The following is a 14,230-nucleotide window of genomic DNA, read 5'->3' as shown; positions in this document are numbered from 1 at the left end:
GCCGCGCTCGTAACGCCACGGCGGAATCTCGGCCGGATTTCCGCCGTGGCGTTACGAGCGGCGTCGCCGGGCGTCGCGCACCCGGCGGATGATCTCGTCGGGACGGTCCTCGGCGATGACCCGTACGACGATCCACCCGTACCGCTCGAGCATCTCGAGCCGGCGGATGTCTTTGACGTACTGATAGCGGCTCGCCCGATGCTGGTCGCCGTCATACTCCGCGGCGACCTTGATCTCTTCCCATCCCATGTCCAAATACGCCTCGGCCCAACCCCATTCGTTGCGCACCGCGATCTGCGTCTGCGGCCGCGGGAACCCGGCGTCGATCAGCAACACCCGCAGCCAGCTCTCTTTGGGCGACTGGGCGCCGCCGTCGACCAGTGCCAATGCCGCTCTGGCCGCCTTGATGTCATGCCGACCGCGGTAGCGGTCCACGAGCAGCTCGACGTCCGCCATCTTCAGCTCCGTCGCCTGCACCAGGGCGTCGATGGCGGCGACCGCCACGCCCCTGGGATGGCGGCGCGCCAGGTCAAGCGCGGTGCGCGCCGGCGTGGTGACCGCCATGCCGTCGACGACGGTGATCTCGTCGCACTCGATGCGCTCCTCCCAAACCCGCACCCCGCGGGCGTGACGGCGATTGGTGTCGATGATCTCGGCCGGCCGCGCCGTGTCGATCCACTTCGAACCGTGCAGCGCGGCGGCCGAGAAACCCGCCAGCACGCCGCGCCGGCGCGACCGCAGCCATGCCGCCTTCGCCCGCACCACCGCCGTCAACTCGGCGTCGCGAGCGACATACACGTCCCGGTGCAGCGCGACGTACCGGGTGCGCAACTCGTGGCGAGACAGCAACCGCGCGGCCAGGGCTTCGCTGCCCAGGAAGGGGTCCGTCATGGCGAAAGTGTGCTGCGCCACACCGACACCGTGGCGCGCTCGTAACGCCACGGCGCAAACTCGCCCGGATTTCCGCCCTGGCGTTACGAGCGGGGCCAGCCGGTTTCCGGGCCGATCAGCCGAGGCGATAGGTTGACGGGGTGACTGACACGGCCACCGAGAACACCACCGAAAGTGCCGCCGACTTCGGCAGACCGGCATTCGTTTCCCGCTCCGTCCTGGTGACCGGAGGAAACCGGGGCATCGGTCTGGCGATCGCCCAGCGGCTGGCCGCCGACGGCCACAAGGTGGCCGTCACGCACCGCGGATCCGGGGCGCCCGACGGGCTGTTCGGTGTCGAGTGCGACGTCACCGACAACGACGCCGTCGACCGCGCCTTCACAGAGGTGGAGGAGCACCAGGGGCCGGTCGAGGTGCTGGTGTCCAACGCCGGTATCTCCAAGGACGCATTCCTGATCCGGATGACGGAGGAGCGGTTCACCGAGGTCATCAACGCCAACCTGACCGGGGCGTTCCGGGTGACCCAGCGCGCGGCGCGCAGCATGCAGAAAAAGCGGTTCGGCCGCATCATCTACATCGGCTCGGTGTCCGGCATGTGGGGCATCGGCAACCAGTCCAACTACGCGGCCGCCAAGGCGGGCCTGATCGGGATGGCCCGCTCGATCTCCCGCGAACTGTCCAAGGCGGGTGTGACCGCCAACGTCGTCGCGCCCGGTTACATTGACACCGAGATGACCCGCGCGCTGGACGAGCGGATCCAGGCGGGCGCACTGGAGTTCATCCCGGCCAAGCGGGTCGGCACCGCCGCGGAGGTCGCCGGGGCCGTCAGCTTCCTGGCCTCCGAGGACGCCAGTTACATCGCCGGCGCGGTGATCCCCGTCGACGGCGGTATGGGCATGGGCCACTGATTCCAACCAGCACACAAGGACATTAAGGACGGACATGGCAGGACTGCTCGACGGCAAACGGATCTTGGTCACCGGGATCATCACCGACTCGTCGATCGCGTTTCACATCGCCAAGGTGGCCCAGGAGGCCGGGGCGCAGTTGGTGCTGACCGGCTTCGACCGGCTGCGGCTGATCCAGCGCATCGTCGACCGGCTGCCGGAGAAGGCCCCGTTGATCGAGCTCGACGTGCAGAACGAGGAGCACCTGAACACCCTGGCCCAGCGGGTGACCGCCGAGATCGGCGAGGGCAACAAGCTCGACGGGGTGGTGCACTCGATCGGCTTCATGCCGCAGACCGGCATGGGCATCAACCCGTTCTTCGACGCGCCGTACGAGGATGTCGCCAAAGGCATTCACATCTCGGCGTATTCGTACGCCTCGCTGGCCAAGGCGCTGCTGCCGATCATGAACCCCGGCGGGTCGATCGTGGGCATGGACTTCGACCCCAGCCGGGCGATGCCGGCCTACAACTGGATGACGGTCGCGAAGAGCGCGCTGGAGTCGGTCAACCGGTTCGTGGCGCGCGAGGCCGGGCCGCACGGCGTGCGATCGAATCTCGTTGCGGCGGGCCCGATCCGCACGCTGGCGATGGCCGGGATCGTCGGCGGCGTGCTCGGCGACCAGGCGGCCGAGCAGATCCGGCTGCTGGAGGAGGGCTGGGATCAGCGGGCCCCGATCGGCTGGAACATGAAGGACCCCACCCCGGTGGCCAAGACGGTGTGCGCGCTGCTGTCCGACTGGCTGCCGGCCACCACCGGCACCATCATCTACGCCGACGGCGGCGCCAGCACCCAATTGCTGTAGACGGCAATGGATTTCGACGCCGTCCTGCTGCTGTCCTTCGGCGGGCCGGAAGGGCCCGAGCAGGTTCGGCCGTTCTTGGAGAACGTCACCCGGGGCCGCGGCGTGCCGCCGGAACGTCTCGACCGCGTCGCCGAACACTACCTGCATTTCGGCGGGGTGTCACCGATCAACGGCATCAACCGCGCGCTGATCGAGCAGCTGCGGGCCGCCCAGGACCTGCCCGTCTACTTCGGCAACCGCAACTGGGAGCCCTACGTCGAAGACACGGTGAAGGTCATGCGCGACAACGGGATTCGGCGCGCCGCGGTGTTCACCACCTCCGCCTGGAGCGGCTACTCCAGCTGCACGCAGTACGTCGAGGACATCGCCCGGGCGCGCACCGCGGCCGGGCCGGGCGCGCCCGAACTGGTCAAGCTGCGGCCGTATTTCGACCATCCGCTGTTCGTGGAGATGTTCGCCGGCGCGATCGCCGACGCGGCGGCGAAGGTACCCGCGGGGGCGCGTCTGGTGTTCACCGCGCATTCGGTCCCGGTGGCCGCGGACGAGCGCCTGGGGCCGCGACTGTACAGCCGCCAAGTCGCTTATGCCGCAAGGCTTGTGGCGGCCGCCGCCGGGTACGCCGAGCACGACCTGGTGTGGCAGTCGCGTTCCGGGCCACCCCAGGTCCGCTGGCTCGAACCCGACGTCGCCGACCATCTGCGCGCCCTGGCCGAATCCGGCACCCGGGCCGTCATCGTCTGCCCGATCGGGTTCGTGGCCGACCACATCGAGGTGGTGTGGGACCTCGACGAGGAGCTGCGCGCGCAGGCCGAGTCGGCGGGGATGCTGATGGCGCGCGCGTCGACGCCCAACGCCCAGCCGCGTTTCGCGCGGTTGGCGGCCGACCTGATCGACGAATTGCGTTGCGGCCGAACGCCCGCCCGGGTGACCGGCCCCGACCCGGTGCCCGGTTGTCTGGCCAGCGTCAACGGTGCACCGTGCCGGCCGCCGCACTGCGCGGCCCAAGCTACCGGCTAGAACCTAATCGCCCCAGGCGGAATGCAGGATCGCGGTGACCGCCGCCATCCGCGCCGAACGCACCACCGCGGTGAGCGGCCGCAGCGCATCGCCGGCGATGCGCGCCTCCGACGACGATTGTGTGCCAAGCGGTTCCAGGCCGGCGGCGATCGGCGCGGCGAATCGGTCCGGCGAATCCGACCGGCTCAGCCCGGCGCTCACCGCGATGATGGCGTCGACGTGCGCGGCGTTCTCCAGCACCCGCAACGCGCGCGACGGCGCGTGATCCGGAATGCGGTGCTGCCGTGCCGATTCCAGCAACTGCTCGACCAGCCCCCGTGGGTCGTCGACGTCGGACGCGGCCGAGCCGAGGCCGATGGCGCCCAGCGTCTCGGCGGCCGAGCGCACCGCGGAGCGCAACGTGTACTCGGCGTCGCCGAGCTCGTGATGGTCCAGCACCGGCGCCCCGGGCAGCGAATACACCGTCCAGCTCAGCGCGCACAATTCGGTCAGCGCGTAGTCCTGGGACCCATCGTCGTCGTCGGCGTAACAGAATTCGGGGACCAGCCCGACGGCGGCGCCGGGCTGGTGCGGATTGCTGACGATCACCGCCTCGCCGGCGGCCAGCGCGTCCTGCTCGAACTGGGTGCCGGGGGCCAGCCCGCGCACATCGCCCGGTACCGGCAAAACCACGTTGATCGTCCCGCGCATCAGTCCGGAGCCCACCGGCACGCCGATCGCGGCGCGCAGCGTCTGCAGCAGCGTGACCGTCCCGGCGTCGTGCACGTCGGGCCACGGCAGCCCGGTGTGGCCCGCGGCGACGGCATCATACGCGGTCACCGATTGCTTTGGCGCCCAAACGGATAACGCGTCGAGGACGTCGTCGGGCGCGGCCTTGCCGGCGAGCCAGGCATTGGCCCACAGGGACAGCGAAACACTGGGACACCACACGAGAAGGCAGTGTAGTTGTTTTGCCCCGGGAAGGCCGATCACGCGTATTCTTGCCGCATGCACGCCGCGGTGCTTTGGCTAATATTCGCGCTGGTGCTGGCCGGTGCGGAGGCCCTTACCGGCCATCTGTTCCTGGTGATGCTCGGCGGGGGCGCGCTGGCCGCGGCGCTGACCAGTTGGCTGACCGATTTCCCGGTGTGGCTGAACGGGACGGTGTTCCTGGTCGTCTCGGTGCTGCTGCTGGTGGTGGTGCGCCCGCCGCTGCGGCGCCGGCTGACCCCGGCCGCGGTGCCGCAGCTGGGCATCGAGGCGCTGGAGGGCAAAACCGCGCTGGTGCTCGAGCGGGTCGCCCGCGACCGCGGCCAGGTGAAGCTGGACGGCCAGGTGTGGACGGCGCGTCCGCTCGACGAGAACGACGTCTATGAACCCGGTGAGCCGGTCACCGTCATGCAGATCGACGGCGCCACCGCAGTGGTCTTCAAGAGCAGTCTTTAGCGAAAAGGGCTGCAAGAGAAAGGAATTCCAATGCAAGGTGCGGTTGCTGGTTTGGTGCTGCTGGCCGTTCTGGTGATCTTCGCCATCGTGGTGGTGGCCAAGTCGGTCGCGCTGATACCCCAGGCGGAGGCCGCGGTGATCGAGCGCCTGGGTCGGTACAGCCGTACGGTCAGCGGGCAGCTGACGCTGCTGGTGCCGTTCATCGACCGGATCCGGGCCCGGGTGGATCTGCGGGAGCGGGTGGTGTCGTTCCCGCCCCAGCCGGTGATCACCGAGGACAACCTGACGCTGAACATCGACACCGTCGTCTACTTCCAGGTCACCGTTCCCCAGGCGGCCGTCTACGAGATCAGCAACTACATCGTCGGCGTCGAACAGCTCACCACCACAACGCTGCGCAACGTGGTCGGCGGCATGACGCTGGAGCAGACGCTGACCTCCCGCGACCAGATCAACGGGCAGCTGCGCGGCGTGCTGGACGAGGCCACCGGCCGGTGGGGCCTGCGGGTGGCGCGGGTGGAGCTGCGCAGCATCGACCCGCCGCCGTCGATCCAGGCGTCGATGGAAAAGCAGATGAAGGCCGACCGCGAGAAGCGGGCGATGATCCTGACCGCCGAGGGCATGCGCGAGTCGGCGATCAAGGAGGCCGAGGGCCAGAAGCAGGCGCAGATCCTGGCCGCCGAGGGCGCCAAGCAGGCCGCGATCCTGGCGGCCGAGGCCGACCGGCAGTCCCGGATGCTGCGCGCCCAGGGTGAGCGGGCCGCGGCCTACCTGCAGGCGCAGGGCCAGGCCAAGGCCATCGAGAAGACGTTCGCCGCGATCAAGGCCGGCCGCCCGACCCCGGAGATGCTGGCCTACCAGTACCTGCAGACGCTGCCGGAGATGGCGCGCGGCGACGCCAACAAGGTGTGGGTGGTGCCCAGCGACTTCAGCGCGGCGCTGCAGGGATTCACCAAGCTGCTGGGCACGCCGGGCCAGGACGGGGTGTTCCGGTTCCAGCCGTCGCCGGTCGAGGACGTGCCCAAGCACAGCGCCGACGACGACGCCGACGTCGCGGACTGGTTCTCCACCGAGACCGATCCGGCGATCGCGCAGGCGGTGGCCAAGGCCGAGGCGATCGCCCGCCAGCCGGCGGACGGCCCGACGGGGGAGCTGACCCAATAGCCTCCCTAGGATTGCCGCATGAGTGCGTTGACTTCACCGAAGACCTACGCGGCGCTGGGCGTGTTCCACGCCGTCGACGCGGTCGCGTGCGGCGTCCAGGTCGCCCCGATCCGCAAAACTCTTGACAACCTGGGTGTTCCGGACAACATCCGGCCGGTGCTGCCGGTCGTGAAGGCGGCCGCGGCGGTCGGTTTGCTGTCGGTCACCCGCTTTCCCGGGCTGGCCCGGCTGACGACGGCGATGCTGACGCTGTACTTCGTGCTCGCGGTCGGCGCGCACGTGCGGGTGCGCGACAAGGTCGTCAACGGTCTTCCGGCCGCGCTGTTTGTGGGGTTGTTCGCCGCGATGACGGTGCGGGGGCCCGACGAGAGCTAATCGAGGCGCAACTCGACCATCGGCAGCGGGGTGCCGGTGTCAGTGATCGGCACGCCGAGCGTCTCTTCCAGCACGGGCCGCATCCGCTGCCACGCCCGCGGGTGACGGGTGCGGTAGGCCGCCAGGGCGCGGTCGGCCTCGGCTTGGTCGAGGACGCGCGCGGTGGCGGCCCGGGGCGGATGGCTGCCGGCGTACACCCGGACCCGTGGATTGGCCCGAATGTTGCGGAACCACTGGGCTTTTGGGCCGAAGCCCGAGGCGACGACGTAGGCGTCGGGCGACGGGTGGTCGACGACCTCCAACGCAGCGTAGCGCGGCGCCCCGGACTTTCGGCCGACGTGTTCGAGCAGCAGGATGCGTGATCCGAACACCGCGCCCCCGCGAGCGCGGTAGATCCAGATCGGTGCCCGCATCAGCCGGCGCGACCGCAGCAGCCGCGCGGCGATGCTGGCGGAAAGCGACGAGGATCGGGCGGCCGACACGCCTCCCATCTTGCCCTCAGGGGCGCGGCGAGGGCGGCGGCGGCGTCGGGAACGCCTCGCCCGGTGGTGGCGGCGGGAAGCCGTGCGGGGGTCCCGGCGGCCCGTGCAGCGGCGGGGGCGGCATCGGGGGTGCGGCCCACATCGGCGGCGGCCCGGGCGGCGGCGGCGGGCCGGGCGGTCCGACGCTGATGATCCAGGCGAAGGCGATGGCCGCCACGGTGCCGATCGCGCCGAGCAGCGCGCCCGCCACGCCGGCGCCGATCACCACGCCGGTGGAGTGGCGTCGCTCGGGCGGTTGGTGCGCGGCCGGCGGCGGCGCGGGTGTTGTGGTGTTGATGTCGTCGTTCGTGGTCATGGTCGCGACGGTAGTAGCCGCAGCTGAAGTGGATCTGAAGGAACGGCTGTCCGCTGAGCCTCAGGCGCCACTTGCGTTTCCCGAGGAGAGAAGCGGTGTTGTGCCCGCCTCACAGCGACAACGCGTTTCCGCAGGTCAGACGTCCTAACGAGGTTGTCGCTGTGAGGCGGGCACTTGACACACCCCCACTTCTTGGTGCCAACGGGGCGGATGTTGGTGCCGACGGGGCAGGATTGGTGCCAACGGGGCGGGATGCGACGCCGGCGCACCGGCGCCTTCAGGTTGGTTTCAGCACCGGCGCCGACAATGGTGGCCATGACGGATTGTCTCCGCGGGGCGGGCGGCCAATTCACCGTCGGCACCCCGCGGGTGCTGGTCGTCGAGGACTCCGAGACCATCCGCGAGATGGTCAGCGAGGCGCTCACCGAGGTCGGCTACCACACCGAGGCCCGCCGCGACGGCGAGCGACTCGAAGAGCTGCTCGACGGCATCCGGCCCGACCTGGTGGTGCTCGACGTGATGCTGCCCGGACGCGACGGGTTCGCGCTGATCGACGTGATCCGCGACTGGGGCGACATCGGCATCGTGCTGATCACCGCCCGCGACGGCCTGCCGGACCGGCTGCGGGGCCTGGACGGCGGCGCCGACGACTACGTCATCAAGCCCTTCGAGCTGGCCGAGCTGGTGTCGCGGGTGGGCGCGGTGCTGCGCCGGCGGGGACGGCTGCCGCAGGTGATCCAGGTCGGCGACGTCACGCTGGACCCCGGCGCCGGAGTCGCCGCGCGCGGCGGTCACCGGCTGGACCTGACCGCCACCGAGCTGCGCGTGCTGACATTTCTGGTGGAGCAGCGCGGCCGGATCGTCAGCGCCGGCCAGATCCTCAACGGGGTGTGGGGTTACGACGCCTACGACCCCAACCTGGTGCAGGTTCACGTCAGCGGGCTGCGGCGCAAGCTCGAGGCGCACGGCCCGCGGATCCTGCACACCGTCCGCGGCATCGGCTACCGCCTGCAACCCGAACGGTCATGACGCCGACGCCGTCGCTGCAACGCCGGGTGACGCTGGTGGTGCTGGCGCTGTTGACCGTGCTGCTGGTGGTGCTCGGCGTCACCATCGACGTCACGATGGGCGTGCTCGCCCGCCGCAACCTGCACGACCGGCTGCTCGCCGCGACGTCGCGGGCCGACGCGCTAAGCGCCGCGCACACCGCCCCCGACCTGCTCGCCGCCGAGCTCAACGGCGGCGGGATCCGCGCGCTCGTCGTCACCGCGGACGGCCAGGCCTACGGGGACCGCGCGATCAGCCCCGACCTGGCCGAGGGGCCGGTCGAACCGCCCCCGCCGTACCCGCCGCCGTTACCGCCGCCTTATCCGCCGCCGGCCTACCCGCCGCCGTACCCACCGCCCTATCCGCCCCCGCCCGGCCCGCCGCCGGATACGACTGCGACGGCCGTCGTGCACCCGTTGCCCGACGGCGCGCGGCTGATCCTGGTCGCCGACACCACGCAAACCACCCAGGTCACCCGGCAACTGCGCGGTCTGATGATCGCCGCCGGCATCGTGACCCTGCTCATCGCGGCGCTGCTGTTGATCGCGGTCAGCCGGGCGGCCCTGCGCCCGCTGGACCGGCTCACCGCGCTGGCCAACGCCATCACCACCGGGGACCGCGGCCGCCGGTTGCGCCCGCACCGCGCCGACACCGAACTAGGCCGCGCCGCAAGCGCTTTCGACACGATGCTGGACGCTCTGGAGATGTCGGAACGCCGGGCCCAACAGGCCGCCGAGGCCGCCCAGCGCGCCGAGACGGCGACCCGGCGCTTCCTCGTCGACGCCGCCCACGAGCTGCGCACCCCGATCGCCGGCATGCAGGTCGCCGCGGAGCAACTCGCGCACGGCGCCTCCGAACACCCCGACGACGGGCAATACCGTCGGGCGGGCCTGCTGCTCTCCGACGCGCGCCGCGCCGGGCGACTCGTCAACGACATGCTGGACCTGAGCCGCATCGACGCCGGGCTTCCGCTGGAACTGCACGACGTCGACGTTGCCGCCGTGCTGCGCGACGAAGCCGACCGGGCGGCCCTGCTGGCACCCCAAATCGGCGTGCGCCGCACGGGACTCACCGCGCTGAACGTCCGGGCCGACGCCACCCGGCTGTCGCAGATCGTGTCCAACCTGCTCGACAACGCCCGCCGCTACACCCCGGCCGGCGGCGCTATCAAGATCGACCTGCGCGCCGGCGACGGCGCCGCCGAGATCACCGTCACCGACACCGGCCCGGGCATCCCGGACGACGAGCGGGAGCACATTTTCGACCGGCTGGTGCGCCTGGATGCCGGCCGCGCCCGCGATCACGGCGGCGCCGGGCTGGGCCTGGCCATCGCTCGGGCGCTGGCCCGCGCGCACGGCGGCGACCTGGTGTGCCTGCCGCATCAGGGCGGCGCCCGGTTCCGGCTCACGTTGCCGCGGGCGACCACACAGTGAACGGTGGCCGCCTCGAATACTCGAGGCGGCCACCCGTCGACGCATCACCAGCCCGGCGGTGGCAGAGGCCCGCCCGGCCCGCCCGGCGGCGGGCCCAGCGGTCCACCCGGCGGCGGGGGCGGTCCACCCGGCGGCGGGGGCGGTCCACCCGGGCCGCCCGGCCCCGGCCCCCACGGCTGCCCCGGGCCCGGCGGCGGTGGCGGGGGATCCGCGCTCGCCACCGCGGCGCCGAAGCCCGCCGCGGCCACCCCGAGCGCTCCCGCGATCAACGAACCAGCGATCGCTTGTCTCAGTCTCACTATGTCCCTCCATCCTCGATCGGTGCAGCGCGAAAACGGCGGTCCCGCACCGTATTACCAGTCACCAGCAGACGGTAGGACGCCAGCCTGAAGCCAAGCTGAAGACGAACGAATCAGCGCGGAGCCGACGGTGCCGTCACCATGGTCAGCTGCCATGTGTCCAGCCACGGTCGCACCAGCTCGGCGACCGAGAATTTGGCCCGGGCCGCGCACCCGGCCTTGCGGGTGTAGGGGTCACCGCCGCGGATGAGGATGCCGACGGCGCTGACGGTGCCGTCGTTCTCGTACCGGTACACCGGCCCGCCCGAATCGCCGCACTGGCCGCCGGCCAGGAATTTCACCTTGCTGCCGGTAATCTCGACGATCTGCCCGCAGGCGTCCGCGCCCGAGCCCATGCCGAACTTGCACAGCTGTTGTCCCACTTGCAGATTGGCGGCGATACCGGACACCGGCACCGACGCCGCAATCGCCGGCGACTGCGGCACGTTGTCGCCGTCCAGGATGATCAAACCGATGTCGTGCTGTTCGTCGTGCACACCCTCGCTGATCGTCTGGCTGAACGTGCCCAGCGTCGCGTAGGGCAGCACGCCGCCCAGGTTCATCGTCACCTTGCTCGGCTCGCCGGGACGGTTGCAGTGGCCGGCGGTGAGAATGCCGGCCTGGCCGCTGCTGGTGCGCACCAAAAACCCTGCGGTGCAACCCATTCCACCGGAACCGTCGGTGTAGTCGACATAGATCCCTGCGCCCGGGCCGATGGCGCTGGCCGCGGGCAGGTCGATCGGCGCCAGCACGGGCGGCGGGGTGGGCTGCTGCGCCGGCGTGGCCGCCCTCGGCAGCAGGCACACCGCGGCCACCAGCGCGGTGATGCTGCACACCGCCGCCAGGGTGAGCAAGGTGGTGTGGGTGCGCGGACGCGGCGGCAGCACATCGGTGGCAGGGAAAGCGCCCGTCGCCGGCTTGCGCCGCCGTTCGGCGCGGCCGGGCAGAAAACCCAACACGGCCAGCACCGCGAGCACCAGCGCGCCGAGCGGCAGCGCAACGGTACGAGCGGGTGAGTATGGCGTCCCCCAGCTGGCGAGCTCCAGCGCGTCCACGCTCACCATTAGATCGATCTTTGCCGCATCGCGCGGCGCTCTCAGCGAAGTCGCTCAGCGAAATTCGGTGTCAGCCGATGGTGGCCGGCTCGGGGGAGGGCTCGTCGTCGCGGTGCCGGTGTGCGCGGCGGTGGTGCCGGCGGAAGTGGCGGATCTCGATGACCAGCCCGGTCAGCCCGAGCGCGCTGGTGAGCGCCGACACCAGGTACAGCAGCGACGAGGGGTGACCGGCCAGCGCGTCGCCGAGGATCACCACCGCGGCGGTGCCGGGCAGCAACCCGGCCAGGGTGGCCAGCCCATAGGGCAGCACCCGCACACTCGACGCACCCGCGGCGTAGTTCAGCGCCGAGAACGGGACCGCCGGGATCAGCCGCAGCGACACGATCGCCAGCCAGCCCCGCTGCCGCAGCCGCTCTTCCACGGTGTCCATCGACCGGTGCCGCACCAGCCGGGTCAACCGCCAGCCGGCCGCGCGCACCAACAGCATCGCGATCATCGCGCTCGCGGTGCTGGCGGCCACCGCGATGGCCACCCCCAGCAGCGGGCCGAACAGCAGCCCGGCCGCCAGGGTGAACGCGGTGCGCGGCACGGGCACCACCGTCACCACGATGTGCGCGAGCAGAAACGCCAGCGGGAACCACGGCCCGACGGACTGCGCCCAGTCGCGCATCTGCACCGGCGAGGGCAGCGGGATCAGCGACGCCAGCACCACCAGTGCTGTGATGCCCGCCACTGTCCAGGCGATCCGCGACCGGGACACACCGCGCGCGGCCGCGCCGATCGCGCAGCCGAGATCGCGCAGTGTTTCGGTGATTTTGCTGGTGGCGGAACCCGTCACGCCTTCCAAGATTACGGGGCGCAGGTGAATCCAGCGTTTCCCGCGGCTGGCGTTTCCCTCCGAATCCGGACCGCGCGGGCCGGCCGGCGGTTTTCAGCGCGGAGCCCCGATCAATTAGCCTCGGTAGTCAAGTGGTATCCCCAAAGCTGTTGCCCAAATGCTGGGAAAAGGGAGCAATCGGTGTCCATTGATGTACCCGAACTCGCCGACCTGGAACAGGTTCGCGGGCGTTGGCGCAGTGCGGTTGCCGGAGTGCTGGCCAAAAGCACCCGGAAGGACCCCGAGCAGTTGGGGGACGCGCCGGAGCGGCTGCTGGAAACCCCGACGTACGACGGGATCGCGATCCGCGCGCTCTACACCGCGCTCGACGAGCTGCCCGAACCGCCGCTGCCAGGCGAGTGGCCGTTCGTGCGCGGCGGCGACGCGCTGCGCGACGTCAGGTCCGGCTGGAAGGTCGCCGAGGCGTTCCCGGCCACCCCGGTGCCCGGCGTCGCGGCCAAGGACATCAACTCCGCGGTGCTCGACGCGCTGGGCAACGGCGCCGGCGCCGTGCTGCTGCGGATCGGCGAGTCGGGCGTGGCGCCCGACCAGGTGGCCGACAGCCTGCAGGGCGTCTACCTGAGCATGGCGCCGCTGATCCTGGAGGCCGGCGCCGACTACCCGGGGGCCAGCGACGCGGTGCTGGGCCTGGCCGACGAGATCGAACCCGACCAGCGCGCCACGGTGTCGATCGACCTGGCCGGCGACCCGCTGACCGCGGGGCTGAGCGGGCGCCCCGCCCCGGAGCTCAAGGACGTGGTCGCCGTCGCCAAGCGGGCCGCCGGTCACACCGGGGTCCGCGCGATCACCGTCGACGGGCCCGCCTTCCACAACCTGGGCGCCAACGCGTCATGGGAGCTGGGCGCCTCGATCGCGGCCGGGGTCAATTACCTGCGGGTGCTCACCGAATCGGGGTTGACGATCGCTGCGGCGTTGCGCCAGATCAGCTTCCGGTTCGCCGCCGATGACGACCAGTTCATGACCATCGCCAAGTTCCGCGCGGCGCGTACGGTGTGGGCGCGGGTGGCCGAGGTGGTCGGCGAGCCGGACGCCGGTGCGGCCGTGGTGCACGCCGAGACGTCGCTGCCGATGATGACTCAGCGGGATCCCTGGGTGAACATGCTGCGCTGCACGCTGGCCGCGTTCGGGGCGGGCGTCGGCGGCGCCGACTCGCTGCTGGTGTTCCCGTTCGATGTGGCCATCGACGGTGGATTCCCGGGCACCGCAACGAGTTTCGCCCGCCGCATCGCCCGCAACACCCAGCTGCTGCTGCTCGAGGAGTCGCACGTGGGCCGGGTCCTGGACCCGGCCGCGGGATCCTGGTTCGTGGAGGACCTCACCCAGCGGCTGGCCGAGCGGGCCTGGCAGCACTTCCAGGCCATCGAGGCGCGCGGGGGATTCGCCGAGGCCCGCGATTTCATCGCCGGCCAGATCGCCGAGATCGCCGCCCGCCGCCGCGACGACATCGCGCATCGGCGGACCGCGATCACCGGCGTCAACGAATTCCCCAACCTCGCCGAACCGGCGCTGCCGCACAGCGATTCGTCGTATTCGCCGCTCGCGGCGGGCAAGCTGATCCGGTACGCCACCGACTTCGAGGCGCTGCGCGACCGCTCCGACGCCTACCTGGCCCGCACCGGCTCGCGCCCGCAGGTGTTGTTGCTGCCGCTGGGGCCGTTGGCCGAGAACAACATTCGCGCGACGTTCGCGTCGAACCTGCTGGCTTCCGGGGGCATCGAGGCGGTCAACCCAGGAACCGTCGACGCCGCCGGCGTCGCTAAGGCCGTCAAAGAAGCGGGATCGCCGGCGGTGGCGGTCATCTGCGGCACCGACAAGCGCTACCAGGACGAGGCGTCGGGCGTCGTGCAGGCAGCGCGCGGCGCCGGCGTCTCCCGGGTCTATCTGGCCGGGCCGGAGAAAGCCGTGACGGACGCCGAGCACCGGCCGGACCAATTCCTGACCGCGAAAATCAATGCGGTCGAAGCACTGTCGGATCTGCTCACAAGGCTGGGGGCGTAG

Annotated in this window: 15 protein-coding genes; 9 read left to right on the top strand and 6 right to left on the bottom strand. The window is 71.1% G+C overall.

Annotated features, from left to right (window positions below):
- Nucleotides 1–51: 51 nt before the first annotated feature.
- Complete coding sequence (locus H7I87_RS03510; protein WP_031345241.1) at nucleotides 52–891, bottom strand: type IV toxin-antitoxin system AbiEi family antitoxin; 840 nt, start codon at nucleotides 889–891, stop codon at nucleotides 52–54.
- Nucleotides 892–1,031: 140 nt separating this feature from the next.
- Here H7I87_RS03510 and fabG1 point away from each other — a divergent pair, with 140 nt between their 5' ends.
- From fabG1 to H7I87_RS03495, 3 genes are read left to right on the top strand one after another with little or no spacing between them, the layout of a single operon-like run.
- Nucleotides 1,032–1,799 carry a 3-oxoacyl-ACP reductase FabG1 gene (gene fabG1, locus H7I87_RS03505; protein ID WP_011725384.1) on the top strand — a complete coding sequence of 256 codons (768 nt, stop codon included), beginning with the start codon at nucleotides 1,032–1,034 and terminating at the stop codon, nucleotides 1,797–1,799.
- 34 nt (nucleotides 1,800–1,833) lie between these two features.
- Complete coding sequence (inhA, locus tag H7I87_RS03500) at nucleotides 1,834–2,643, top strand: NADH-dependent enoyl-ACP reductase InhA (RefSeq protein ID WP_062890697.1); 810 nt, start codon at nucleotides 1,834–1,836, stop codon at nucleotides 2,641–2,643.
- Nucleotides 2,644–2,649: 6 nt separating this feature from the next.
- Nucleotides 2,650–3,660, top strand: a complete 1,011-nt coding sequence (locus H7I87_RS03495) for a ferrochelatase (RefSeq protein WP_019731748.1) — start codon at nucleotides 2,650–2,652, stop codon at nucleotides 3,658–3,660.
- A gap of 3 nt (nucleotides 3,661–3,663) precedes the next feature.
- Here the strand turns inward: H7I87_RS03495 and H7I87_RS03490 are convergent, their stop codons facing one another.
- The gene (locus H7I87_RS03490) at nucleotides 3,664–4,590 is read right to left on the bottom strand and encodes an Rv1486c family protein (RefSeq protein WP_009977543.1); all 927 of its coding nucleotides are present in this window, start codon (nucleotides 4,588–4,590) and stop codon (nucleotides 3,664–3,666) included.
- A gap of 57 nt (nucleotides 4,591–4,647) precedes the next feature.
- Here H7I87_RS03490 and H7I87_RS03485 point away from each other — a divergent pair, with 57 nt between their 5' ends.
- The 3 genes from H7I87_RS03485 to H7I87_RS03475 are packed head-to-tail and all read left to right on the top strand — an operon-like array spanning nucleotide 4,648 to nucleotide 6,624.
- Nucleotides 4,648–5,085, top strand: a complete 438-nt coding sequence (locus H7I87_RS03485; protein ID WP_019734119.1) for an NfeD family protein — start codon at nucleotides 4,648–4,650, stop codon at nucleotides 5,083–5,085.
- A gap of 30 nt (nucleotides 5,086–5,115) precedes the next feature.
- Nucleotides 5,116–6,249, top strand: a complete 1,134-nt coding sequence (locus H7I87_RS03480; protein ID WP_003876107.1) for an SPFH domain-containing protein — start codon at nucleotides 5,116–5,118, stop codon at nucleotides 6,247–6,249.
- A gap of 18 nt (nucleotides 6,250–6,267) precedes the next feature.
- Nucleotides 6,268–6,624 (top strand): DoxX family protein, encoded by a 357-nt coding sequence (locus H7I87_RS03475; protein ID WP_019734118.1) that lies wholly within the window; start codon nucleotides 6,268–6,270, stop codon nucleotides 6,622–6,624.
- Here H7I87_RS03475 and H7I87_RS03470 read toward each other — a convergent pair.
- Nucleotides 6,621–7,115 carry a nitroreductase family deazaflavin-dependent oxidoreductase gene (locus H7I87_RS03470; protein WP_019734117.1) on the bottom strand — a complete coding sequence of 165 codons (495 nt, stop codon included), beginning with the start codon at nucleotides 7,113–7,115 and terminating at the stop codon, nucleotides 6,621–6,623. The two genes, H7I87_RS03475 and H7I87_RS03470, sit on opposite strands and share 4 nt — an antisense overlap.
- Before the next feature lie 7 nt (nucleotides 7,116–7,122).
- A complete protein-coding gene (locus H7I87_RS03465; RefSeq protein WP_033718273.1) occupies nucleotides 7,123–7,461 on the bottom strand; it encodes a hypothetical protein in 339 nt (112 codons plus the stop codon).
- Nucleotides 7,462–7,767: 306 nt separating this feature from the next.
- Here H7I87_RS03465 and H7I87_RS03460 point away from each other — a divergent pair, with 306 nt between their 5' ends.
- Both H7I87_RS03460 and H7I87_RS03455 read left to right on the top strand, forming a co-directional pair.
- On the top strand, nucleotides 7,768–8,490 hold the full coding sequence (locus tag H7I87_RS03460; RefSeq protein ID WP_019734443.1) for a response regulator transcription factor: 723 nt from the start codon (nucleotides 7,768–7,770) through the stop codon (nucleotides 8,488–8,490).
- Complete coding sequence (locus H7I87_RS03455; RefSeq protein WP_033727092.1) at nucleotides 8,487–9,941, top strand: HAMP domain-containing sensor histidine kinase; 1,455 nt, start codon at nucleotides 8,487–8,489, stop codon at nucleotides 9,939–9,941. The genes H7I87_RS03460 and H7I87_RS03455 overlap by 4 nt, the downstream gene beginning before the upstream one ends.
- 412 nt (nucleotides 9,942–10,353) lie before the next feature.
- On the opposite strand, the gene H7I87_RS03450 is transcribed toward H7I87_RS03455, so the two are convergent.
- Together H7I87_RS03450 and H7I87_RS03445 are read right to left on the bottom strand one after the other, a co-directional pair.
- Nucleotides 10,354–11,343, bottom strand: a complete 990-nt coding sequence (locus H7I87_RS03450; RefSeq protein ID WP_062890870.1) for a chymotrypsin family serine protease — start codon at nucleotides 11,341–11,343, stop codon at nucleotides 10,354–10,356.
- Between the two features lie 61 nt (nucleotides 11,344–11,404).
- The gene (locus tag H7I87_RS03445; protein WP_019732383.1) at nucleotides 11,405–12,172 is read right to left on the bottom strand and encodes a TVP38/TMEM64 family protein; all 768 of its coding nucleotides are present in this window, start codon (nucleotides 12,170–12,172) and stop codon (nucleotides 11,405–11,407) included.
- Nucleotides 12,173–12,352: 180 nt separating this feature from the next.
- Between H7I87_RS03445 and mutA the strand changes: the two genes are divergently transcribed.
- Nucleotides 12,353–14,230 (top strand): methylmalonyl-CoA mutase small subunit, encoded by a 1,878-nt coding sequence (gene mutA / locus H7I87_RS03440; RefSeq protein WP_019732384.1) that lies wholly within the window; start codon nucleotides 12,353–12,355, stop codon nucleotides 14,228–14,230.

It is taken from the genome of Mycobacterium timonense (assembly GCF_025821985.1).
In the GTDB taxonomy this organism is placed as follows: Bacteria; Actinomycetota; Actinomycetes; order Mycobacteriales; family Mycobacteriaceae; genus Mycobacterium; species Mycobacterium avium.
This window is presented reverse-complemented; position numbering and strand designations above follow the sequence as displayed.